The 20,624-nt window shown below is 52.6% G+C and carries 30 protein-coding genes; 24 read left to right on the top strand and 6 right to left on the bottom strand.

What is annotated here, in order from left to right:
- Nucleotides 1-12: 12 nt before the first annotated feature.
- A complete protein-coding gene (locus O3276_RS14600) occupies nt 13-381 on the bottom strand; it encodes a hypothetical protein (RefSeq protein ID WP_269672010.1) in 369 nt (122 codons plus the stop codon).
- Nucleotides 374-706 (bottom strand): hypothetical protein, encoded by a 333-nt coding sequence (locus O3276_RS14595; RefSeq protein ID WP_101746067.1) that lies wholly within the window; start codon nt 704-706, stop codon nt 374-376. Before O3276_RS14595 ends, O3276_RS14600 begins: the two co-directional genes overlap by 8 nt.
- 178 nt (nt 707-884) lie before the next feature.
- Here O3276_RS14595 and O3276_RS14590 point away from each other — a divergent pair, with 178 nt between their 5' ends.
- Nucleotides 885-1,364 carry a RusA family crossover junction endodeoxyribonuclease gene (locus tag O3276_RS14590; protein ID WP_269672009.1) on the top strand — a complete coding sequence of 160 codons (480 nt, stop codon included), beginning with the start codon at nt 885-887 and terminating at the stop codon, nt 1,362-1,364.
- Here the strand turns inward: O3276_RS14590 and O3276_RS14585 are convergent.
- Nucleotides 1,359-2,000: a LexA family transcriptional regulator gene (locus O3276_RS14585; protein ID WP_269672008.1), complete on the bottom strand. Its 642-nt coding sequence runs from the start codon at nt 1,998-2,000 to the stop codon at nt 1,359-1,361. The genes O3276_RS14590 and O3276_RS14585 overlap by 6 nt on opposite strands.
- Before the next feature lie 285 nt (nt 2,001-2,285).
- Between O3276_RS14585 and O3276_RS14580 the strand changes: the two genes are divergently transcribed.
- The 16 genes from O3276_RS14580 (at nt 2,286) to O3276_RS14505 (ending at nt 15,271) form a co-directional block, all read left to right on the top strand.
- Complete coding sequence (locus tag O3276_RS14580) at nt 2,286-2,627, top strand: hypothetical protein (RefSeq protein WP_269672007.1); 342 nt, start codon at nt 2,286-2,288, stop codon at nt 2,625-2,627.
- Nucleotides 2,624-3,724 (top strand): hypothetical protein, encoded by a 1,101-nt coding sequence (locus O3276_RS14575; protein ID WP_269672006.1) that lies wholly within the window; start codon nt 2,624-2,626, stop codon nt 3,722-3,724. The genes O3276_RS14580 and O3276_RS14575 overlap by 4 nt, the downstream gene beginning before the upstream one ends.
- Nucleotides 3,675-4,235, top strand: coding sequence for a hypothetical protein (locus tag O3276_RS14570; protein WP_269672005.1), 561 nt, complete (start codon nt 3,675-3,677; stop codon nt 4,233-4,235). The genes O3276_RS14575 and O3276_RS14570 overlap by 50 nt, the downstream gene beginning before the upstream one ends.
- A gap of 46 nt (nt 4,236-4,281) precedes the next feature.
- Entirely contained in the window at nt 4,282-4,764 is a 483-nt protein-coding gene (locus O3276_RS14565) for a DUF1367 family protein (RefSeq protein ID WP_269672004.1), read from the top strand.
- A 15-nt stretch (nt 4,765-4,779) separates the two neighbouring features.
- Nucleotides 4,780-6,135 (top strand): DNA cytosine methyltransferase, encoded by a 1,356-nt coding sequence (locus O3276_RS14560; protein WP_269672003.1) that lies wholly within the window; start codon nt 4,780-4,782, stop codon nt 6,133-6,135.
- A gap of 9 nt (nt 6,136-6,144) precedes the next feature.
- Nucleotides 6,145-6,678 (top strand): hypothetical protein, encoded by a 534-nt coding sequence (locus O3276_RS14555; RefSeq protein ID WP_269672002.1) that lies wholly within the window; start codon nt 6,145-6,147, stop codon nt 6,676-6,678.
- 163 nt (nt 6,679-6,841) lie between these two features.
- The gene (locus O3276_RS14550; protein WP_269672001.1) at nt 6,842-7,240 is read left to right on the top strand and encodes a M15 family metallopeptidase domain-containing protein; all 399 of its coding nucleotides are present in this window, start codon (nt 6,842-6,844) and stop codon (nt 7,238-7,240) included.
- Nucleotides 7,233-7,640, top strand: coding sequence for a 3TM-type holin (locus tag O3276_RS14545; RefSeq protein WP_163369312.1), 408 nt, complete (start codon nt 7,233-7,235; stop codon nt 7,638-7,640). Before O3276_RS14550 ends, O3276_RS14545 begins: the two co-directional genes overlap by 8 nt.
- Nucleotides 7,641-7,642: 2 nt before the next feature.
- The gene (locus O3276_RS14540; protein WP_101745988.1) at nt 7,643-7,891 is read left to right on the top strand and encodes a hypothetical protein; all 249 of its coding nucleotides are present in this window, start codon (nt 7,643-7,645) and stop codon (nt 7,889-7,891) included.
- A gap of 2 nt (nt 7,892-7,893) precedes the next feature.
- A complete protein-coding gene (locus tag O3276_RS14535; RefSeq protein WP_101746078.1) occupies nt 7,894-8,253 on the top strand; it encodes a hypothetical protein in 360 nt (119 codons plus the stop codon).
- Nucleotides 8,229-9,836 (top strand): terminase large subunit, encoded by a 1,608-nt coding sequence (locus O3276_RS14530; RefSeq protein ID WP_269672000.1) that lies wholly within the window; start codon nt 8,229-8,231, stop codon nt 9,834-9,836. The genes O3276_RS14535 and O3276_RS14530 overlap by 25 nt, the downstream gene beginning before the upstream one ends.
- A gap of 109 nt (nt 9,837-9,945) precedes the next feature.
- Complete coding sequence (locus tag O3276_RS14525) at nt 9,946-11,994, top strand: portal protein (protein ID WP_269671999.1); 2,049 nt, start codon at nt 9,946-9,948, stop codon at nt 11,992-11,994.
- A 284-nt stretch (nt 11,995-12,278) separates the two neighbouring features.
- Nucleotides 12,279-13,271 (top strand): hypothetical protein, encoded by a 993-nt coding sequence (locus tag O3276_RS14520; protein WP_269671998.1) that lies wholly within the window; start codon nt 12,279-12,281, stop codon nt 13,269-13,271.
- A 34-nt stretch (nt 13,272-13,305) separates the two neighbouring features.
- Nucleotides 13,306-14,172 carry a hypothetical protein gene (locus O3276_RS14515; protein ID WP_269671997.1) on the top strand — a complete coding sequence of 289 codons (867 nt, stop codon included), beginning with the start codon at nt 13,306-13,308 and terminating at the stop codon, nt 14,170-14,172.
- A gap of 115 nt (nt 14,173-14,287) precedes the next feature.
- Complete coding sequence (locus O3276_RS14510) at nt 14,288-14,614, top strand: hypothetical protein (protein WP_269671996.1); 327 nt, start codon at nt 14,288-14,290, stop codon at nt 14,612-14,614.
- Nucleotides 14,615-14,617: 3 nt separating this feature from the next.
- Nucleotides 14,618-15,271 (top strand): phage adaptor protein, encoded by a 654-nt coding sequence (locus O3276_RS14505; RefSeq protein ID WP_269671995.1) that lies wholly within the window; start codon nt 14,618-14,620, stop codon nt 15,269-15,271.
- Nucleotides 15,272-15,382: 111 nt separating this feature from the next.
- On the opposite strand, the gene O3276_RS14500 is transcribed toward O3276_RS14505, so the two are convergent.
- Complete coding sequence (locus tag O3276_RS14500; protein WP_269671994.1) at nt 15,383-15,574, bottom strand: hypothetical protein; 192 nt, start codon at nt 15,572-15,574, stop codon at nt 15,383-15,385.
- A 76-nt stretch (nt 15,575-15,650) separates the two neighbouring features.
- Here O3276_RS14500 and O3276_RS14495 point away from each other — a divergent pair, with 76 nt between their 5' ends.
- The 7 genes from O3276_RS14495 to O3276_RS14465 are packed head-to-tail and all read left to right on the top strand — an operon-like array spanning nt 15,651 to nt 20,109.
- On the top strand, nt 15,651-16,256 hold the full coding sequence (locus tag O3276_RS14495; RefSeq protein ID WP_269671993.1) for a hypothetical protein: 606 nt from the start codon (nt 15,651-15,653) through the stop codon (nt 16,254-16,256).
- Entirely contained in the window at nt 16,249-16,608 is a 360-nt protein-coding gene (locus tag O3276_RS14490) for a hypothetical protein (RefSeq protein WP_269671992.1), read from the top strand. Before O3276_RS14495 ends, O3276_RS14490 begins: the two co-directional genes overlap by 8 nt.
- 11 nt (nt 16,609-16,619) lie before the next feature.
- Nucleotides 16,620-16,991 (top strand): hypothetical protein, encoded by a 372-nt coding sequence (locus tag O3276_RS14485; protein WP_269671991.1) that lies wholly within the window; start codon nt 16,620-16,622, stop codon nt 16,989-16,991.
- Nucleotides 16,992-17,032: 41 nt separating this feature from the next.
- The gene (locus tag O3276_RS14480) at nt 17,033-17,638 is read left to right on the top strand and encodes a hypothetical protein (protein WP_269671990.1); all 606 of its coding nucleotides are present in this window, start codon (nt 17,033-17,035) and stop codon (nt 17,636-17,638) included.
- A 27-nt stretch (nt 17,639-17,665) separates the two neighbouring features.
- Nucleotides 17,666-18,463: a hypothetical protein gene (locus tag O3276_RS14475; protein ID WP_269671989.1), complete on the top strand. Its 798-nt coding sequence runs from the start codon at nt 17,666-17,668 to the stop codon at nt 18,461-18,463.
- Nucleotides 18,464-18,469: 6 nt separating this feature from the next.
- Nucleotides 18,470-18,994 carry a hypothetical protein gene (locus O3276_RS14470; protein WP_269671988.1) on the top strand — a complete coding sequence of 175 codons (525 nt, stop codon included), beginning with the start codon at nt 18,470-18,472 and terminating at the stop codon, nt 18,992-18,994.
- Nucleotides 18,988-20,109, top strand: coding sequence for a hypothetical protein (locus O3276_RS14465; protein ID WP_269671987.1), 1,122 nt, complete (start codon nt 18,988-18,990; stop codon nt 20,107-20,109). Before O3276_RS14470 ends, O3276_RS14465 begins: the two co-directional genes overlap by 7 nt.
- Here O3276_RS14465 and O3276_RS14460 read toward each other — a convergent pair.
- Nucleotides 20,106-20,375 carry a Txe/YoeB family addiction module toxin gene (locus O3276_RS14460; RefSeq protein ID WP_269671986.1) on the bottom strand — a complete coding sequence of 90 codons (270 nt, stop codon included), beginning with the start codon at nt 20,373-20,375 and terminating at the stop codon, nt 20,106-20,108. The genes O3276_RS14465 and O3276_RS14460 overlap by 4 nt on opposite strands.
- Entirely contained in the window at nt 20,365-20,622 is a 258-nt protein-coding gene (locus O3276_RS14455) for a type II toxin-antitoxin system Phd/YefM family antitoxin (RefSeq protein ID WP_269671985.1), read from the bottom strand. The genes O3276_RS14460 and O3276_RS14455 overlap by 11 nt, the downstream gene beginning before the upstream one ends.
- Nucleotides 20,623-20,624: the final 2 nt, after the last annotated feature.

Below are 20,624 nucleotides of genomic sequence, written 5' to 3'. Positions count from 1 at the left end.
TCGGTCTTCTTTTTAGCTGGCATGGCGAAGGGCCTCGTCCCGGTGAATACGGTTTCTGACGGCCAGCACCTGGTCGGCAATTTCCATCCGGAAACTCTTTTCCAATGCACTGGATAATGTGCGGTGCAGTTCGCACCAGGCGCGGAAATCAACGATAACGGCATCTGCCGTTTTCGGGTCTTTACGCCATGCGGTAATTTCATCCCGGATGACCCGATAGATCTGGAGCACCGTCATATCCGGCGTGATATTGCTGGCGATCTGGTCCTTCAGGATGCAGACCTTGCCGTAGTCGTAGGTGTACTGGTTGATGTTCAGCCAGTCGCTGATACCCGTGACGACGGGTTCTTCCAGTCGGTTGATTTGGGTTTGATTAGCCACGGCAATAACCTCTTTTGCTGGCGTAGTTAATGACATCCCAGCCGGAGAGCCGGGAGTGTTCGTCGTTGCAGTCATGCACCAGCTGTTTCACGGCCAGCCAGCGGTAGCCCTGCATCGGGTGAAATTCTTCCAGGGTAAGAAAGGTCAGGAAGTTGCTTGGGGTCAGAACGCCAAAACCGGCAATGATGATGTGCTTGTGATCTTCGATCTGTGCCTGAATGTGGGTTTCAATCCGTTCCAGTTCGGACTCGATGGTCTCTTCGAGGGCTTCCCTGTCGTCAATGGCATTGAGGTGCCGGTTGAGATCGCGGGTAACTGCGTCCATTTTGGCTCCATTGTTGTTGTTAATACTTAAGTAACAAAAGTTATAATATAAAAATATTAAGACTAACAAATGTTAGTTGATTGTATTTTTATATAGAAAATATCAAGTCGATAAAATCTGATAATTGACTTTCTCGAAGAGGCTGTAGTGTTCAGGCTTAAAACCAGGGTTGGACGATATGGATGTTGTCGATAATTGGTTGGATACGCTTCCGGCATCTTTAATAAATGAGTTGAAACCATTCACAAAAATAGATGGTCAGTCAGTGCTGATTAACACCGTTCCTGCCGGCAAAGGTCGGCCACGGTTTACCCGTCGGGGACGGTGCTATACCCCAGAGGCAACAAAAAAGGCAGAGCAGCAGGCGCACTATTCAGGACAACAGCAGAGGCAGGGAGCGTTGATGAAAGGTCAGATCGGCGTGCTGGTGCTGGCTGTATTTCCGGTACCGGTGAGTTGGTCAAAGAAGAAGCGCTCTGCAGCCCTGGCCGGAGAGATCCGGCCTGCGGTAAAGCCGGATTTTGACAATGTGGCGAAGCTGTATTGTGATGCCTTGAATGGTATTGTCTGGGAGGATGACAAGCAGATTGTCGATGGCCGCTGCATTAAGGTTTATGGGCAGCAGCCAGGCGTTTTGGTGTTGAGCTGGCAGTTATAGCGGGCAACTGAATCCCACGGCAGTTCCCTTGTATATGTCCATAACATCACCGGTGTAGGATATTTTCAATTCAGAATAGTGTGGATTAATCATTTTAAAAATATGCTGGTTGGCGTTAATCCGTTGCCAGACTCTCAGCAGCATCTGACCGTCGATGTCTATGAGCAGTATTTTACCGGGTACCGGCTTGCACTCCTGGTCAATTTGAATGGTGCTGCCATTGGGAATCAGAGTTTTTTCCGCATTCCCCGGGTCTATCATTGAGTCATTGTCCAGCCGGATCAGGAAACTTTCGCTATCCGACTCAATAATCCGAATGCCTGAGTCTTTCTTGATGGCTTTCTGCTTATTTTCAATCTCCTGATAAAAGGCGTCTATATCATCAAGGCTGATAACGGGCAGGGCGTTGGGATTGGGTTCTTCTTCCCCGGTATCCAGCCAGTAAACACTGACACCCAGTGCCTTGGCGATGGCCATTTTGCTTTCCAGTTTGGGGTTGCGTGTCTGGTTCATCCACATACTGTACAGCGCCGAGCTGCAACCAATCTCCCGGGCAATTTTAGCGTCCGACAGATTCAGCTCCCTGGTTTTTTGCTTAACGCGCTCAGTCCAGTGCATTGACACGTTTTCCACCATTCTCGTTATTCCATGATTTGGTAGCAATGTATCACAGAAGCCGTCTTGCCAATCACTGCCGTTGTTAAAGCTGCTTATTTGATTGTTTACAAGGTTGAATAAAAATGATTATTCTAATCCGCACAGCTAACATAAGTTAGTTTACGTATCCATAATAATCACAAAAGGATGTTTGATAATGAGCATGCCTAACAGCAATCCTCGGCCAAACTACGACCAGTCCCGCAAAGTATCCAGCCTTGACCAACCCCAAATGGATTTTCTCACTGTAATGGGAGGTGCGGCATGAACGAAGACCGCATGAGCCAGGACAGCCTGAGCCAGGACAGCATGGATGAAGAGAGCTTGCCGCTCCATTGGTATGAGATTCCCTGGCCAATCCGTGGTCATCACCCGCACTTTGAAATGCCCCATGATCTCTATGACGAACTGGTGCAAACCTACCCCAGCATCAATGTAGAGCAGGAGCTGATCAATGCTTATGCCTACATGAAGGACCGTTTCCCCGGGTGCAGTGAAGGGCGGTTTACTCGGTTCATCACCAACTGGATGGAGAAAAATGAACAGGTAAAGCGGAAGACCAATCGGTGGTTTGGCCGCAGAGCTGCTGATGGAGGTTGTGTATGAAGGACTTTGGCAAGGTCTCTGGGCAGTTCTGGATCAGTGATGATATTCAGTCATTGTCAGATAAAGCCAAACTGCTGGCGCTTTACCTGTTGACCACCGGTCACGGGAATCTGATTGGTATCTTCAGGATGCCAAAAGGCTATATCGCGGCAGACCTTAACTGGGACGAGCCGAGCGTTGAACGAGCGATTGCCGAGCTAACGACGAGCGGTTTCCTGTTGGCTTCTGACCAGTGCCAGTACATCTGCATTCCGCAGTTTATGGAACACAACCCTGTGGACAATATCACCCAGATTGATGCCCGTCTGAAGCTGCTGGTGAAACTGCCACAGATGCTGCTGGAAGACTTGCCCGGAGTGATTCCCGTTATCGAGAGGGCAGTTGCGAAAGCCAGTGATTACAAGGGCTCGAAGCAAACCGAAGCGTTGTTGGAATACGCTCGGAAGATGCTCGGCAAGTGCTCGGCAGAATCTCGCCTAGAGAATAAGAGAAATAGAGAAAAAGAGAATAAGAGAAATCTTTACAAGACATATGTCCGATCTGACGATCGCACGACCCCCAGGACGGGGGAAGTGCCATCAAGTGCCGGGAGCACGACTGGTGCGACTGCGAAAAATGCCAAATCGGGCAAGGCTGATTTCTCTGAATCCTTCGAAGAGTGGTGGAGCCAGTATCCGAAACGGGAAGGTGACAAGGGCAATAAAACCAAAACCTTTGGCCACTACAAAACCCGCCTGCGGGAAGGACACTCCTGTGACGACCTGTTGGCCAACATCCTGAACTACGCCCGTTACTGTGACGAAACCGGAGCAACGGGTACCCAGTACGTGAAGACCACCACGACCTACCTGAACAACCCCGATAACGCCAGCAATCCATGGATGGTGAACTATGAAGCCCGGCAGCGAAATTCTGGAAAACTCAGCCTGGTTGAACAGGTCGAACAGGCCAACGCCCATATCCTCCAACCCGAAAGAACGGGCAACTTCAGCGGAGGGAATATCTACGACGTTGAGCCGGAAAGATCTGGTGACTCTGTTTTCGACCATGACGGCCCTGTTCGGCCAGAAGTGGACCAGTGCCTACGGTCTGGCTGATCGCAACGGTGAGTGGCAGAGAACGCTGAACGGGTTACACCCTACCCAGCTGGAAATAGGTCTCAACCGTGTACGACTGGCCGGTGGCGAATGGCCTCCGACAGCGCCGGAGTTTCGCAAGCTCTGCCTGCCACTGCCGGAAGAATTGGGTTTGCCAGCGCTGGCGAAAGCCTGGCAGGAAGCCAATGAGTATTCCGGACAACCGAGTCACCACGGCTGGAGCCACCGGGCGGTTTATCTCGCCGGGCGTGAGGCGGGTTGGCATGAGCTGAGAACCGCAGGGAATGCAGAGGAGTGCCGGAACGTGAAGCGCAAGTTTGGAGCGGCCTATCAAGAACTGGTTAACCGTGAATGCCAAGGGCTTCCGTTGGAAGATCAGCTTGCCATCGAACACCAGTTTGATCCGGCCATCCACTCGAATCAGCTGTTCAGGGGGAGCATGGCCGAACAGGGCATTGACCCGCTGGATGGGCAGGGTTCGCGGCAGAAACTGATGAGCATGTTCTCTTGAACGGGCTCAGGGATGGCGAATACCTGGCCTTTGCGGAGGCGGTCTGATGGCGGAGCTGGCATTGCAGAAAGTGGGAACGCAGGTGCTGGTGCCAGTATCCGACGATGACCAGCTATTCGTTCAGCAGCTGAAGACCGGGCAGGTGATTCGGGCAGAGTTTCGTAAAGCCCGTAACCCGCATTTTTACCGCAAGTTCTTTGCCCTGCTGAAGCTGGGTTTTGATTACTTTGAGCCGCAGCCATACCGGATGGAAGGGGCTGACCAGTGGTTTACCCCTGAGAAAAACTTTGATGAGTTCCGTCGCTGGGTGACTGTGAAGGCCGGATTTTATGACGTGATCGGGTACCCGGACGGTGGTGTCCGCGTTCGTGCCAGAAGCCTGAAATTCTCAAGTATGAGCCAGGAAAATTTTGAGCTGTTGTACTCCACAGCAGTGGATGTGTTGCTCCAGTACGTGCTTCATCCAGCGCGGGGTTGGAGTCGGCCCAAGGTGGAAGCACTGGTGGAAAGGTTTATCAACTTTGCGTAGGGAGGAAGGGAATCCATGAGATACCTGTCGTTATTTTCCGGGATTGAAGCAGCGACGGTCGCCTGGCATCCATTGGGGTGGACGCCGGTGGGTTTTGCCGAGATCGAACCGTTCCCCTGTGCCGTACTGGAACACCACTACCCCGATATACCCAACCTTGGCAGCGTGACCGAGATCACCGAAGCCATGATCAAGCAACTTGGCCCTATTGATCTGGTGGTGTTTGGCAGCCCTTGTCAGGATCTATCGGTGGCTGGCAAACGAAAAGGATTTGACGGTGAACGATCAGGACTCTTCTTCGCAGCAATACAGATTATTCGGTGGGCCAGAAAACACGGCAACTGCCGCTTCGCCCTGTGGGAAAACGTACCCGGCGCCTTCAGCAGTAACCAGGGCAAGGACTTTGCTGAAGTACTGCGATTACTTACTGGCACTGACCAGTCATGCCCCGAGCAGCCTGGCCAAAAAAAGTGGCGTTACGCTGGAGTTTCATTCGGTAAGCAAGGGCTTGTTGAATGGCGGGTGTGTGATGCTCAATTTTATGGAGTACCCCAACGTCGTCGAAGAGTCTTTGCTCTGGCAGATTTTGGAGACTGGACCCGTCGGGAGCCGATTCTATTTGAGTCCGAGAGCCTGCTCCGGGATTCTGAACCGGGCACAGAAGCGTGGGAAGAGCCTGCCTCCCCCGCTGGAAAAAGCATTAAGGCAAGTGGCCTCACGGGCAGCCTGAGTGCCTACGATATGACCGCCTTCGGTCAGTACGGCCCTGGTAAAACATCCTCGACGTTAAAGCAGAGAGATTACAAGGTTGCTACGGATCTGGTGGTGTTTGAGCCCGGTGCCATGTCACGGCTGGGTGGCCACTGGTCATCAGAATTATCACCCTGCCTTCGTGCCCATATGGGTGATAACCATCCGACCATCGCCTTCAATCCAAAAGATGATCCGGTTCACTCCAACACTGTCGCAATGACCTTACAGGCTCAGGGTAACGGATTGAGTGCCGCAGTGGCGATACCGATTCATGATCAGGCTACCCGCCATTCCGGTAAGCGCGGCGAACATCAGGACGGAAAAGGCAATGGTCTGGGTATCGGTCAGTCTGGCGATCCGATGAACACGCTAACAGCTGGAGATAAACACTCAGTTGCCAGTAGCTCCGGGGGCGAAGCCGAGTTAGCCATACGACGATTAACTCCGGTGGAGTGTGAACGATTACAGGGTTTTCCTGATGGGTATAGTGCCATCCCGTGGAAAAATAAACCGGCAGAAGAGTGCCCGGATGGCCCAAGGTACAAGGCTCTGGGTAACTCTATGGCGGTACCGGTTATGCGCTGGATCGGAAATCGTATCCAGACCGCCCTGCGTTAGGAGACCATCATGTATTTTGCCCTGGAGCCAGCCCTGATGCGGATCTTCGGAACACCGGAACTGATGATGAAAACCGCGAGCTGGCAGCAGGATATCAACGCCGGTTATCGAAAGACAGCGGTTGCTCCAGAGCATCGCAGCACCAGAGATGAACGACTGGGTGATGATGGTATTCGAAAGGGAGACCTGCGGGAAAGAATGCAGCCAGAACTCTTTGCCATTCTGACGATTCGCTATGACGATAATCAGGCGAACCGTTCCAGTGCATGGCTACGGGTAACTCACCTTTTCAGGAGTGATGAACGGTTACCCAAAGCGATCCGAAAGAATCCGGTGATGCTTTCTCTCTATCTGATGTGGCTATTGCAGCACCCTGATATGCAGCAGAAGAAAGGCAAAGTAGAGATTACCGGAAAAAGCCGTAAGACACTTTATCGCTGGCGTATTGCCTGTGAAGCTGTGTGCAACGAATGGATCAGGTTGGCAGAGGATCATGCAGAGGAGTTACTGGAAGAAGCAGGTGCTATCAAATATGAAAACTGAGGCCTTGACTAAAAATGACCCACAAAGTACGGTAAAAGCTCAGGCTGGGAAAGTTCCCGATCATTCACTTCCCCGTCGCTTGAATCCTTCAAAGAAACCCGGCCCTCATTGCCGGGTTTTCTTTTTATCCCTCCAAACTGAACCACTATAAAAAAGGGGCTTCATGTTTCACTTTTCCGCTTCGTCCAGGCGACATTTGTCGACTTGTGATGAGCGGCTTCAGCGTGTCTTCAAAAAAGTGATTGAGCATTACGATTGCACGATTATTTGTGGTCATCGGGGCAAAGCTGCCCAGATGCTGGCGTTTGAAAATGGTCAGTCGCAGTTGCAATGGCCAGACAGTAACCACAACGAGCTGCCCAGCAAGGCGGTGGATGTAATGGCTTATCCCTTGGACTGGTTTGATTATCAACGGTCTGCTCACTTTGCCGGGTATGTGTTGGGGGTTGCTGAGGGTATGGGCATCAAGCTGCGCTGGGGTGGTGACTGGGATCGGGATGGTCAGTTAAAGGATCATCGGTTTAGGGATTACCCACACTTTGAGCTGGTGGACGATGATTAACCTGAATCCAATGGCAGGAATAGCCAAAGAGCTGATGGGTGGTCTGGATGGTTTGTTTACATCTGATGAAGAGCGAGCTAAAGCTGAACTGTCTTTGAATCGCCAGCTGCAACAGCCTCATATTCTCCAGGCATTGGCCAATATCGAAGAAGCCAAACATCCCTCCGTCTTTGTCTCCGGTTGGCGACCCGCTCTTGGTTGGCTCTGTGTGTTTATTCTTGCCTGGACCTGGATTGTTCGTGATGTGGTGATCATCGGACTGATGCTTGTTGATAAGTCTGAAGTGGTTCAACAGTTACCCACAACAGACACCAGCACGGTGATTACTTTGTTGCTCTGTCTACTTGGATTGGGTGGTGCCCGAACCATTGAGAAACTCAAGGGTGTTGCAAGGAGATAGCCATGGGTGATGAAGACCGCTTCAATCGCATTGAGCAAAAGCTGGACGGCATTACCCAGATCCTGCAGACCTTGGCTAAACACGATGAAAGGATGGTGAACTTGGCGCTGCGAGAAAAGCGCAGTGAAGAACGGCTGGACACCATTGAGAAAGCCGTACTCAAAAACTCGACCATCAGCAGTGTGATTCAATGGATTGCTGCCACCACTACCGCAGGCATCATAGCCTTTGCCATCAAACAGCTATTCTAACCATGGCCAACCACAGCAAATACAAACCGGAAATGTGTGATCAGGTGAAGGAGCTGATGAGCACCGGTTTAAGTCGCAAGGCTACCGCTACGGAAATGGGGATCAGCTATAACACGTTTCTGTCATACATGGACAAGTATGAGGAATTTGCTGAGGCCGTGGCTCAGGCAGATGTTTTGGCAGAGGTATTCTGGGAAGAGAAATACATGCAGGGAGCATTGGGGCTTAACAAGGATGTTTCGCCAGCCATGTTGATTATGTATATGAAAAACCGTTACCACTGGCGGGATCGCCATGAGCAGACAGTGGTAGCGGAAAAGATACCGACGCTGGACGAATGGCTGGAAGAAAAAGACGGGTAAAGCCAGCCCGGGAACGGCTGTTGACTGAGTTTCAGTTTTACGCCAGCAAGTGCCTGAAGATCCGCACAAAAAGCGCCAAAGCCATTCCCTTTCAACTCAATAAGGCTCAGCTCTACCTGGATAGTCGCATTGAGGATCAATGCCAGCGCACGGGCAAGGTGAGAATTGTTGTACTGAAAGGACGACAACAGGGCTGCTCCACCTATACTGAAGGTCGTTTTTACTGGCTGGTGAGCAATCGCAAGGGGTTACGGGCCTACATCCTGACCCATGAAGCCGATGCCACCGCCAACCTGTTTGATATGGTGCAGCGGTACCACGACAATCAGCCACCGTTTACCCAGAGGGAACTCAAGAATAAAAGCTCCAAGCTGTTGGAGTTTTACCACGATTCCGGGTATCGGGTGGGAACCGCTGGCAATAAGGGAGCAGGTCGATCATCAACAGCGCAGCTGTTTCATGGATCGGAAGTAGCCTTCTGGCCCAATGCGGATGAACACCTGGCGGGTGTATTACAGGCAGTACCTAATGAAAAAAATACTGAGGTCATTCTGGAGAGCACTGCTAACGGCGTTGGTGGTGTGTTTTATGATTATGTTATGGACGCTGATGCTGGGCGCGGTGATTTTGAACTGGTGTTTATACCTTGGTTCTGGCAGAACGAATACCGTGCCGAAGTCCCCCAGGATTTCACGACAGATGCAGACGAACGATACCTGAAACAGACTTACGATCTGGATGATGGGCAGCTGCAGTGGCGACGCCAGAAAATCTATGAGCTGAAATCCGAAGACAAGTTCAAGCAGGAATACCCCTGCAATATTCAGGAAGCGTTTCTGTTTTCCGGACGGCCTGTTTTTGATCCCAAACATACCGAAGTAGCGAAGCTGGAGTGCTATTCGCCCAAGTGGCAGTGTGAGTTAACACCTAATGGCTTGAACCGGAAGAAACCGGGACTTTTGAAAATCTGGTATCCACCAGATGGTGCCCAGCAGTATGTGATTGGCTGCGATGTTGCTGAGGGATTAGCTCCCATCAATGACAAACACAAGCACGGTGATTATTCATCCATCGACGTATTGGATCGTTCCGGTTATCAGGTTGCCCACTGGTCTGGCCATGTGGCACCGGATGATCTGGGCAAGATTCTTAACCATCTGGGGCGTTACTACAACAATGCCCTGACTGGTGTGGAGAGAAACAACCACGGCCTGACCACCATCACCAAACTGAAAGACCTGAAGTACCCCAATCTTTACATGGAAACCACCGTGGACCAGCGCACCCAGAAACGCACCAAGCGGATCGGCTGGCTGACCACGACCAAATCAAAACCATTAATGATTGATCACCTGGCGGCATTGCTCAGGGATGGCGATGCGGGGATCTGCAACGTAGAGACGGTAAAGGAGTGCCAGACCTACGTGATTGAAGACAATGGAGCCACCAATGCCCAGGAAGGTTGCTTCGACGACCGGGTGATCAGCTACGCCATCGCCCAGCAGATGGTACTGAAGTTGCCCCGCAGGAAGATCAATATCAATGAGCTGAAATATCGCTCTCCAGGGAAATCGGCTTACTGATGGAACGGACAATCATTCTTTTTACTCAGCAGGTGGTGGGTAGCTGGCCAGCCATTATGGCCGGTCATCGTTTTGAATGGCAGCGACGCAGGGGCAAGAAGGTCAGGTAATGGAACACGGACTGGTGATGGTTGCTACTCCGGATCAAGTGACTCAGGCGGAGTTGGATGAAGCACTGGACAACGAACGTCGTGAACAGGCGGTGCGTGATGCCTTTGCTTCCGATCTCTACAGCCGTTGGCAGGGTTATCGGGAAGCACGACGGGAAGTGGAAGATGAGTGGCTGGATGCGCTGCGGGCAGTAAAGGGTGAATACGGTCCCGAGCAAGAAAAGGTGATGGAACAGCAGCAGGCCTTGAGCCGGGTGTTTATCAAGATCACTGCCACCAAAGTCAATGCTGCCTATTCAAGACTTATTGATCTGCTGTTTCAGAATGTGGATTCCTTTTGGGATATTGTTCCCAGTCCACTGTCTGATATTCCTGCCGCCATTAAGCAGCAGATCCGGATGATGGCTATTCAGGAACTGCTCCCCTATCGACTGGACCCCCGAACCCGAAACCAACTCATTCAGGAACGTAACGATGAAATGGAGCGGGAACTGCTGACGGAAGCATTGGAAAAGGCCAATACCGCTGCCATGAAGATGAAGCGTTTGATCAAGGACTATCTGATTAATGCCAACGCACTTACCGAAATCAAAAAAATGGTTCGTGAGCAGGTAACCCTGGGAACCGGTTGCATCAAGGTAGCCACTCTGAATATTCGGAACCATGAGAAGTGGGAAAGTGAAGGTGACGAATGGAAGCTCACCGATCACCAGAGCATTGAGCCGGATATTGAATGGGCCAGTGTCTTTGATCTGTTTCCCGATCCCTATTCCCACGATCCCGGCAAACCTAATGATCTGTTTCGCCGCCATGTGCTGACCAAGCATGAGTTTCGGGAGTTGGCAGGCAGCCCAGGTTTTGAGACCGATACCATTCACGCCATTCTGATGGAGTCTCCCCAGGGTAATCATGTTCCTGAAGATTACGAACGGGAACTGCGCAATATCAACAATAATGATGAGCAATATGTTACGCCCCAGCGCTTTGATGTGCTGGAGTACTGGGGACCGGTAGATAGCCAACAGCTGATGGAGTATGGCGTTACCGATATTGATGAACAGGCAGAGTACCAGGCCAATATCTGGATCTGCGATGGCCGAATGATTATGGCCAGGCTGAATCCTCTGAAGCCGGAAGCTATCCCTTACAAGTTTGTCCCTTACGAAAGTGTTTTGCATCGATTCTGGGGCATCGGTATCCCCTACATGATGAACGACAGTCAGGATGTAATGAACTCTACTGGTAGAGCCCTGCTGGATAATGCAGCCCTGACTGCAGGTCCCATGTTTCAAATGGATGTAAGCAAATTTCCGGAAGGGATGAGCCTGGAAGATGCCAAGAAAATCTACCCCTACCGACTCTGGTTCTATGACGGTGAAGCCGGTGAAGGGCCAATGATTCAGGCCATCAATATTCAAAGTAACCAGAAGGATCTGTCCGGCATCTTTGAAATGTTCCGTAGGTTTGCAGATGAAGAAACGTCACTCCCCAGTTACACCCATGGCGAACAGACCCAGAGCCTGAACAAAACCGCCAGCGGTATGAGCATGCTGATGACTGCGGCCAATGTGGCCCTGAAAAGTGTGGTGAAAAATATAGACGACTACGCAACCGTTCCCCTGATCGACAGTCTGTTTAATTTCGCTATGCGTTGGAGTGATAGCGAAGATGCCAAGCGGGGTGATCTGGATGTGGTGGCCATGGGCAGTGCTGCGCTGGTTGCCAAAGAGCTGCAGTCAGAACGGATGATGAATGCCCTGAACGTCAGTATGAATCCGGTGTTGGGTCCCATGACTGACCATCGCTATCTGTATAACGAATACCTGAAATCCCTGGATATTGATCCGGATAAAGCCCTGAGACCCGAGGAAGAACTCTATGCCCAATCCCATGCACCTGAAGCCGCAGGAGGCGGAAGCCGTTCTGACGGTGAGCAACCGTCCGGAGTACGAAGTGGTGGAGGAGTATCTTCTGCGCCGACGCAAGTTGCTGCTGGAGAAACTGGCAACGTGCCAGGATTCAACCAATTTGCGCGTCCTGCAGGGTAGAGTGCAGGAGTTGGATGACATTATCGCCTTGCAGCTCAGGGCAGCGACGTATTTGAAACAGCAGTAAAAACCAATCCGCTTCGGCGGTTTTTTATGCCCAGGGATGGGCTGTATCCCGAAAATGCAGGAGCAATTTTCGGGGAATGCTCAGGGATGGGCGGTATGCCGGTAACGCATGGAGCGGTTACCGGTGAATGCCTGAAACATGTGGATAAGCCCAGGCCCCACAAGATCAGGCTAAACCAAATGTGGACAAGCCCTAGCGCCCCACAGGGAGAGTGAAGATGGCAATCGATGCCGAACAGTTGGATCAGGAAACTGACGCCGAACTTGCAGCCCTTATGGGTCTTAATACGGAAGCCCCTGCCGCTTTTGCACAACAAGAGAACGAGCAGGACAAGCAGACTGACCAGAACCCGCCCGCTGATGAGTTACCCCCGCCACCTGCACCGGAGCCGGAAGCGACTGACGAAGAGTCAGAGCCGCCTGCCCCCACATCTCGTGAAGAGAGCGGTGAAGACTGGCAGGACAAGTACACCAAAGCGGAAGAGTCCCGCAAGAATGCCCATGCCCTGATGACCCGGGCGACGCAAAAAGCCGCTGATCTGGAGCGCAGCAATACGGAGCTTCAGCAACAGATGGCTTTGCTGCAGGCCAAAGTGGATCTGCTCAGTCAGCAGAATCTGAGTCAGCCGAACCAACCCAATAGCGAACCAGAGCCGTCTGATCAGTTTCAGGAACTCCGTAAGGACTACCAGGAGCTGGATCCGGTGTTTAACAAGCTGGATGAGTCAGAACAGCTCAACCGGAGACTGGAGCAGCGGCTGGTGGCTATTGAGAAGGCACGGCAGGAGCAGGAGGCGGAGCAGGCCCGGCAGGTATTCTGGAGCAAGTTGCGCAGTCTTCATCCTGATGTGGAGCAGATCTCTGCCAGTGAGGACTTTAAAGGCTGGTTTGCACGACAAACGGCTGATGTTCAGGAGCTGAGTCGTGTCAGCCCATTAGGGGCAGCGCAGGTCATGAGTCTCTATAAAGAGGCTGCCGGTCTGAATAAGCCTGCGCCCAAACCTGCACCTGATCCAGCGCAAAAAATGCAGCAGGCAAAACAGATGAGCGAACCGCCAGTGCGGTCCCGCTCGAAACCGACCACTCAGGGTCGCCAACCGGCAATGACACTGGACCAGATTGCGGCCATGCCGCAGAAAGAGTTTAACGACAATGAAGAAAAACTCGATGAAATTCTGGCCCAGTGGATCAAGCAGGGAGGCAGGCTCTAATCGTTTCTCGAAAGAGATTCAAAGGATCTGAATCATGGCAACGACTACGTTTCCAACAGGGGCTATGGCAAATGCCCTGTCCGTTATTTATTCCAAAAAGCTCAACGCGAAGTTCTATAAACGAACCGTGTTGTCGGCTATCTGCAACACCAACTGGGAAGGTGAGATCCAGTCGGAAGGCTCCAAGGTAGTGATCCGTACCCGCCCCGATATTACGGTAGCGGATTATGACCGTGCCGTGGGGGTTGAGTATCAGGATCTGGAACCACCCAAGGTGGAAATGCCCATCGACAAGACCAAGTACTACGCCTTTATTGATGACTATATCCAGAGTGTCCAGTCCAATATCGAGCTGATCAACGAGTCTTCTGCTGATGCAGCAGAAAACGTGAAGATCGCAGTAGACGGCGATGTACTTGGGAATATCTATACCGATGTCCATCCAGATAACAAGATCGACGGCGGTGGTACCGGCGTGGTTGTGGATAAGTCCAATGTGCTGGATTACATCGTCGATATGGGCACCCTGCTGGACGAGAAGAACATTCCCGAGTCCGGCCGCTGGCTGGTACTGCCACCCTGGGTGTGCGGCATGATCAAGAAGTCCGAGCTGAAGGATGCTTCGCTGGCCGGAGATGGTACCTCCATCATGCGAAATGGCCGCCTGGGCATCATTGATCGGTTCACGCTTTATTGCAGCAACAACCTGGCCACTGCTTCCGGTGTTACCCAGTGCATGGCTGGGGTGAAGGACTTCGCCGGATTTGCTTCGCAGTTTATCAAGCATGAAAGCCTGACGCTGGAGAAGCACTTCGGCATGGGGCATCGTGGTCTGCAGGTATACGGCTACAAGGTGCTTAAACCAGACGCTGGTGTTCTGCTGGCAGCTAAGCGTTCTTAACCTTTTCTTTTGAACCACAAAGTCACAAAGCCACAAAGAAAAGCTTTTCGTCTTTTCCTTTGTGTTCTTTGTGCCTTTGTGGTGAACAAAAAAATCTCACAGGAGACTCTGAACCATGGCCTTTGATCTGGAGACCTGCCGCAGCAAGGATGAACTGGAATCCGTCGCCCGGCAGATGTTTAACGTGGAGCTGGACAAGCGCAAAAAGCTGGATGATCTAAAAGATGAAGTTCGCTTACTGATGAATGGTGATGATCTGCTGGAAAAGCCAGAAGAGCCAGAAGAGCCGGAGGAGCCGACAACTTCATCCAAGGCCGGGAAAAAGCCTCTGCAGTTTGTACTGAACAAGAACACCAATAGCGTCTTTATCTACAACCCCAAGCTGAAGAAACGAATGGGGGTAGATCTGGAGTTCTGTGACCAGCAGGGTAACCGGCTATAGGGTATGGAGGTTATCGCCATCATCCAGCGGGTGCGCAACCTGCTTCAGGACAACACACCTGTGCCACGTTGGACTAACAGTGACCTGCTGGATGCTTATAACGAAGCGCTACTGGCCGTGGTGCAGAACCGGCCAGACGTGAACTCGCAGTTACTGGCCTATACCTGTCAGGCACAGGCAGTACAGTCGCTGCCACCTGGCACCTACCGCCTGCTGGATATTGTGGATAACCCAGCGTCAGGCCGGACGGTGATCGCCACCACCCGCAGCAGCCTTGACAGTCTGCTGCCCAACTGGACGACAGCCACCGCCGCGGACGTGGAGCAGTACGTCTACGACCAGAAAAGCCCGTCGGTGTTTTATGTGTACCCTGTACCCCCTGCCAACCATACGCTCAATCTGCTGGTCAGCCAGGCGCCCGCACGGATTGTGATTACCGATTTTGATACCGACACCCAGGTATTCAGTCTGGATGATTTGTGGTTGAACCCGGTGATCAACTACATGCTGTTCCGGGCATTCAGTATGGATATGGAAACGGAAGCCACTATGCAGCAGGCCCAGAGTTATCTGGCCATGTTTGCCAATGATCTGGGGCTGAAATGGAACGTGGATCAAATGTTCCGGCAGATGCTTCAGGGGAAGGTTGACGGCTAGTGTTTGTGTTTGTTGTATTTTTTTCGGCAATAATCCCAAACCTGGAAGGTTAGAGTCACACCGAAAATAACCGCAGCCATAATGGCCATTGTCATCGATAACGGGTCAAGATCAAACATCGGTGGATTCCTCGCTGTACTTAAAATCGAAAACGATGCCTGCATAAATACTTGCCATGCAGAGAACAAAACCAAAGAACATAACTGAAGGGTCATAAGCATTGGCAAGTATGGGCTGCAACAACAATATGGCTGCTGGCAATTTAACCAGATCAAAAGCCATCTTGGATAGGCTTTCGTACATTTTTTGCCTGAAGTTCATATACATCCTTTAACGGTCAGCGTTTTTATTCAGGGAAATCCCAAGGACAGCATAGCCCATGAAACTGGATGCCTACCTTTCCCGCATACGCCCGTATGCCAAGGGCTGCCCGGATCAGGTGATCAAGAACTACCTGATCATTACCCTGCGGGACATTTGCCACCGCGCCAATATCTGGCGACACCATGACAAGCTGTTTATGGTCAAGGGGATCAAGGATTACGACTTGACCGCACCCGCTGGCAGCGACATCGCCACGGTGCAGAATATCCTGCGCGAAGACGGCACCCGACTGGAAAGCCGTGACCTGCCGCCCCCTTATCTTTCTGCCGGAACCCCTTACTACTACCGCCATGTTGAAACCACTGCCCTGCACGTTGCCCCGATCCCGGACAAGGACGCCATGCACGACATCGAGCTGACCCTGATGCCTGCCTTTGAAGCGACAGAGATACCGGACGATGTGGGCAACCTGACCCTTGAGTTTGCCTGCTGGGGCGTACTGGCCGACCTGCAAATGATGCCCGATGAACCCTGGACGAACCCGCAGCTCAGTGAGGTGAACCGGCAGAAGTATGATAAGGAACTCAACCGTAAGCGTATCCGTGGTTTGGTGGGCGTCAGCGGCAGCGAGCAATCGGTGACGAGAAGGAGATTTGTCTGATGGCCATGCCAACCGAAAAGCAACTGCCTGCCTTTTACGGGGAGACAGTTATGCCATCCCGATAGCGTTCGAGGGGGATGATGGCCAGCTTCAGGACCTGACCGGCTGGAAACTGATCTTTACCCTGAAATTTCACCGGATGCAGCCGGACGACAATGCCGTGCTGCAAAAACGGATGACGGTATCCGGTACGACGGCGGTGATGTACCTGGCACCGGAAGACACCAACGAGCTGACACCTTACCGCTACGAATACGATTTGCAGTTGATTACCCCGGATGGCAGTGCCGTATCGACCATTGCTATCGGTAAGGTGGAGATTCAGTCCGGGGTTACCCACGCACTTGGATAGGAGAAACAGGTATGACCACTGAAGCCACCGTTGTGACCAACATCGTCAATGATGTGGCCGTTGTTGCAGCCTTGCAGCAAAAGATTGTTGCAGACCGGCTTGCCATTGAACAGGCAGTAGCCAGTAGCCTACCGCTGATCAATAGTGCTTCAGACCGGGCTGATACATTGTCCAGCTCGTTGTGGGGCATGACCACGGAAAACCGGCAGATCAACACGGACATTACCCAGCGATATAACGAGATCAAAAGCTGGCACGATGCCCACGACGCCGACAAGTTGCAACTGACCACCCTGAAACAGGAAATGGTGGTCTTGCATCAATCGGTGGAGGACTCTGTGAATCAGAATGCCCCCACCAGTCTGGATGGTGGCAGTTTTTAGCCACTGTCTTTTATTAAACGCCTGAGACAGGAGTGTCCATTATGGCAACGAAAATCCAGATAAAGCGCAGTACAACAACTGCAAAACCGAGTTTTCTATCCCCTGGAGAGCTGGCTTACTCGGAGGCTTCAGACAAGCTGTATATTGGTGTTGACGGTGCCGGTATCGACACGATTGGTGGTAAGGATTTCACCGACACAGTGACCGATTTGACCACCAATATGCACAACTACCTGCCTGCTGCCACAGCCTCGCAGTTTGGAGCCATTAAAATAGGCACTGGCCTGTCGATTGATGGCAGTGGTGTGGTGTCGGCCACCGGAGGCAGTGCGCAAGGATTGACGGAATCTGAGGTGGATGCACGGGTTCAGCTTGGCGTTGATTCTATTGTTGCTGGTGCTCCTGCCGCGCTGAATACCCTTAACGAACTTGCCGAAGCGTTAAATGATGATGCCAATGCCGTCACCAGTCTGACTTCCCAGGTCTCTGGCAAGATGTCCAAAAGCCAGAACCTGGCGGATCTGACTAACGCCACCACTGCCCGAAGCAATCTGGGGTTGAATAATATGGCGCTTCAGTCTGCGAGCAGTGTCAGTATCACAGGCGGTTCTATTGATGGTGTTACCCTGGATGGCGGCACCTTCTGATCCGGCAGCAACAAAAGGAATGGGCCTGTGTCTAACACCATCAAACTGAAAAGCTCGGCTACGCCGGGCAAGGTGCCACTGGCCTCTGACCTTGCGTCGGGGGAGGTGGCGATCAATACCGCTGATGGCAAGTTGTATGCACTGGTAGGTGGCGTGGTTACATCACTCACCCTCCGGGACTGGAGCGAGCTTGCCGGTAAACCTGCTACCTTCACCCCTTCAGATCATACCCAGAGCATCGCCTCGGTGGATGGTCTTCAGACCATCATTAGCGACCTGACTGCCCGCATAGCGGCTTTGGAAAGTCAGGGTAATAACGCCGATGGTATGAAACTACTGGGTACCGAAACGCTCACCAACGGCACGGAATTTATTTTTGACAGCCTGATGGACGACACTGTGTACGGTTCCTACTTGTTGGTATTGAACAATGTCAACATCATTGGCACTGATTTTGTTAGAAAGTATATGGGCTTATCCATTCAGCAAAGTTCTGGAGGGGGATTCTGGGATGGTTATGGCGCATTCAGAATGAAAGTACTGGCTCATGACGGGACAACAACCCCAGTGGCCAAAGAGTATTCTGGTCTGCGACTAATGGACGACACATTTTCCTCAGTAAATGTCTCCGGCCAGATCTCCATCACGCCGGGAGGCAGCGGCTTTAGCGCAATCACTGGTCACCTGCAAACCGGTAACGGTAACCCTTATTTGTATGCCACGATGTCAGCGGAATGGGGCGGAGCGATGCACGGAATAAAACTGTTTGCCAGTGTGGCTGACAAGCTATCCGGTTCGGTTTCCCTGTATGGCTTGAAAAAGTAAACGCCCATGAAACTGGACATCACTTCCTTTACCGGCGAGGTCCCCTGGCTGGACAGCCATCTGCTTGAAGACACCCAGGCAGAGACCGCCATTGACTGCCGGTTGACCAATGGCAGCTTGCGAGCCTACTACGCCCCTGCCGATGAACAGGCCCTGAACGCAACGCCGCAGTCCATCTACCTCTATCGCAACGAAGACAGCCGGTACTGGTTCGACTGGACCACGGACGTGGACGTGATCCGCTCCCCGGTGGCCGACGATCCTAATAACCGGGTTTACTACACCGGCACGGTGAAAGGTCCCCGCTACACCGATAACGGGCTGGCCCTGAGTGGTGGCAGTGACTATCCGGTTAATGACCATCAGCTTGGACTGCCGGAACCGGACGTGGCGCCCGTGGTGACGCTCAGTGGTACACCGCTGGACGATGCTGAAGCCGTGGATGCCGAAACCCGTTTCTACACCTACACCTGGGTGGACGAAACGGACGGGAAGGGCCGCCATCGCTGCCCTCCGGTGAGATTGTGGTGAAGCCCGGTGAAACGGTGGACATTACCGTGGGTGCCGGTCCCGGTGCCGTGGACCTGAATATCACCCATTACCGGATTTACACCAGCACCCAGATCGGCGTGTACCAGCTCTGCACTCAGATCAACAATGCCGGAACGGTGGCCACCGATACCCCCGTAGGTGTCACTACTGTGGTGGATGAAACGCCGTTGGACCAGCGGGGCGAGATCCTGCAAACCATCGGCTGGGTGGCACCACCCAACAACCTGCAAGGCATGGTGGTGCTGCCCGGTGGCGTGGCGGCGGGGTTCTCCGGCAAGGAGCTGATGTTCAGTGAACCTTACCATCTGTACGCCTGGCCAGCGGCCTACCGGCTGGCGGTGGAGTATGACATTCAGTCGCTGGCGGTGGCCGCCAACAGCGTGATCATTGCCACGGAAGGTTATCCCTATGTGGCCTTTGGCACCGAACCCAGTGCCATGACCCTGGAACGGCTGGATACGGCACACGCCTGCATCAGCAAACGTAGCATGGTGGATATGGGGGATATGGCCCTGTATGCCTCCCCCGATGGTCTGGTGCGGATCGCTGGCGGCCGGGCAGAGTTGATGACCCGCAATATCATCAACCCGGAAGACTGGCGGCAACGGTTCAAGCCACAGACCATCCATGCCTGCTTCCATGATGGCCGGTACTTTGGTTTTTATGGGGACAGTGCGGACTCTGCTGACGAAAAGGGCGGCTTTATCTTCAGCCCGGACAGCGGCACCTTTACCGAACTCGGCACATACGCTGATGCCTGTTACCGTGATCTTCAGGACGACAGCCTGTATCTGGCCATAGGCGACACCATCAAGGCGTGGGACAAAGGCGCTGCGCTGATGCCCTATCGTTGGCGCAGCAAGGTGTTCCAGGGTAAGCCTGCCCTGTTCAGTTCGGCAAGGATCATGGCCGACAGTTATACCGACCTGGTGTTTCGGGTGTTTCGGGATGAACAGCAAATTCTGGAACTGCCGGTCACGTCTGACCGGGGCTTCCGACTCCCCGCAGGCCGGGGCAGTCGCTGGCAGTTTGAGTTGGCAGGTACTGATACCGTGACCGCCTTGATTGTGGCCAGCTCGATGGCAGAGCTTTAGTAGTGAAACCGGCAGGCAGCAATGATCAGTCGGGCATCTGTGGCCTGATAGACCAGCCGGTGTTCATCGCTGATCCGCCGTGACCAGAACCCCTGCCAGTTACCTTTCAGCGGCTCGGGTTTGCCAATACCCTTAAATGGGTCGCGCAGACACTCGGTTATTAGTTTATTGATGCGCTTCAGGGTTTTCCGGTCCTGCTCCTGCCAGTACAGGTAATCGTTCCAGGCATTGTGTGACCAGCAAAGCAGTCGGTGCTTATCGGTCATCCAGCAATCCCCGTTCCATGACCTGCCCGGTCCTGATCTGCTCAATGGAGTCGTTCAGGTGTTGGGCGTTGGCCGGGGATGACATCAGGTGCAGGGTTTCCATCAGGCTGTTGTAGCTGTCCAGCGACATTACAACAGCATCCTGACCGTCACGGCGATGAATCAGGGTTTCACTGGCATCCTCTGCCACCTGATCAAGAACGGATTTCAGATTGTTCCGGGCTTCGGAATAGGACACGACTTTCATGG

The organism is Endozoicomonas sp. GU-1 (assembly GCF_027366395.1).
Taxonomy (GTDB): Bacteria; Pseudomonadota; Gammaproteobacteria; order Pseudomonadales; family Endozoicomonadaceae; genus Endozoicomonas.
The sequence above is the reverse complement of the archived record's forward strand: the minus strand, read 5'-3'. Positions and strand labels throughout refer to the sequence as shown.

Excerpts from the sequence above, each read along its gene's own strand:
- O3276_RS14595 (WP_101746067.1), bottom strand. The coding sequence starts at position 706 with ATGGACGCAGTTACCCGCGATCTCAACCGGCACCTCAATGCCATTGAC.
- O3276_RS14590 (WP_269672009.1), top strand. The coding sequence starts at position 885 with ATGGATGTTGTCGATAATTGGTTGGATACGCTTCCGGCATCTTTAATA.
- O3276_RS14585 (WP_269672008.1), bottom strand. The coding sequence starts at position 2,000 with ATGGTGGAAAACGTGTCAATGCACTGGACTGAGCGCGTTAAGCAAAAA.
- O3276_RS14580 (WP_269672007.1), top strand. The coding sequence starts at position 2,286 with ATGAACGAAGACCGCATGAGCCAGGACAGCCTGAGCCAGGACAGCATG.
- O3276_RS14575 (WP_269672006.1), top strand. The coding sequence starts at position 2,624 with ATGAAGGACTTTGGCAAGGTCTCTGGGCAGTTCTGGATCAGTGATGAT.
- O3276_RS14570 (WP_269672005.1), top strand. The coding sequence starts at position 3,675 with ATGACGGCCCTGTTCGGCCAGAAGTGGACCAGTGCCTACGGTCTGGCT.
- O3276_RS14565 (WP_269672004.1), top strand. The coding sequence starts at position 4,282 with ATGGCGGAGCTGGCATTGCAGAAAGTGGGAACGCAGGTGCTGGTGCCA.
- O3276_RS14560 (WP_269672003.1), top strand. The coding sequence starts at position 4,780 with ATGAGATACCTGTCGTTATTTTCCGGGATTGAAGCAGCGACGGTCGCC.
- O3276_RS14555 (WP_269672002.1), top strand. The coding sequence starts at position 6,145 with ATGTATTTTGCCCTGGAGCCAGCCCTGATGCGGATCTTCGGAACACCG.
- O3276_RS14550 (WP_269672001.1), top strand. The coding sequence starts at position 6,842 with ATGTTTCACTTTTCCGCTTCGTCCAGGCGACATTTGTCGACTTGTGAT.
- O3276_RS14545 (WP_163369312.1), top strand. The coding sequence starts at position 7,233 with ATGATTAACCTGAATCCAATGGCAGGAATAGCCAAAGAGCTGATGGGT.
- O3276_RS14540 (WP_101745988.1), top strand. The coding sequence starts at position 7,643 with ATGGGTGATGAAGACCGCTTCAATCGCATTGAGCAAAAGCTGGACGGC.
- O3276_RS14535 (WP_101746078.1), top strand. The coding sequence starts at position 7,894 with ATGGCCAACCACAGCAAATACAAACCGGAAATGTGTGATCAGGTGAAG.
- O3276_RS14530 (WP_269672000.1), top strand. The coding sequence starts at position 8,229 with ATGGCTGGAAGAAAAAGACGGGTAAAGCCAGCCCGGGAACGGCTGTTG.
- O3276_RS14525 (WP_269671999.1), top strand. The coding sequence starts at position 9,946 with ATGGAACACGGACTGGTGATGGTTGCTACTCCGGATCAAGTGACTCAG.
- O3276_RS14520 (WP_269671998.1), top strand. The coding sequence starts at position 12,279 with ATGGCAATCGATGCCGAACAGTTGGATCAGGAAACTGACGCCGAACTT.
- O3276_RS14515 (WP_269671997.1), top strand. The coding sequence starts at position 13,306 with ATGGCAACGACTACGTTTCCAACAGGGGCTATGGCAAATGCCCTGTCC.
- O3276_RS14510 (WP_269671996.1), top strand. The coding sequence starts at position 14,288 with ATGGCCTTTGATCTGGAGACCTGCCGCAGCAAGGATGAACTGGAATCC.
- O3276_RS14505 (WP_269671995.1), top strand. The coding sequence starts at position 14,618 with ATGGAGGTTATCGCCATCATCCAGCGGGTGCGCAACCTGCTTCAGGAC.
- O3276_RS14500 (WP_269671994.1), bottom strand. The coding sequence starts at position 15,574 with ATGTACGAAAGCCTATCCAAGATGGCTTTTGATCTGGTTAAATTGCCA.
- O3276_RS14495 (WP_269671993.1), top strand. The coding sequence starts at position 15,651 with ATGAAACTGGATGCCTACCTTTCCCGCATACGCCCGTATGCCAAGGGC.
- O3276_RS14485 (WP_269671991.1), top strand. The coding sequence starts at position 16,620 with ATGACCACTGAAGCCACCGTTGTGACCAACATCGTCAATGATGTGGCC.
- O3276_RS14480 (WP_269671990.1), top strand. The coding sequence starts at position 17,033 with ATGGCAACGAAAATCCAGATAAAGCGCAGTACAACAACTGCAAAACCG.
- O3276_RS14470 (WP_269671988.1), top strand. The coding sequence starts at position 18,470 with ATGAAACTGGACATCACTTCCTTTACCGGCGAGGTCCCCTGGCTGGAC.
- O3276_RS14460 (WP_269671986.1), bottom strand. The coding sequence starts at position 20,375 with ATGACCGATAAGCACCGACTGCTTTGCTGGTCACACAATGCCTGGAAC.
- O3276_RS14455 (WP_269671985.1), bottom strand. The coding sequence starts at position 20,622 with ATGAAAGTCGTGTCCTATTCCGAAGCCCGGAACAATCTGAAATCCGTT.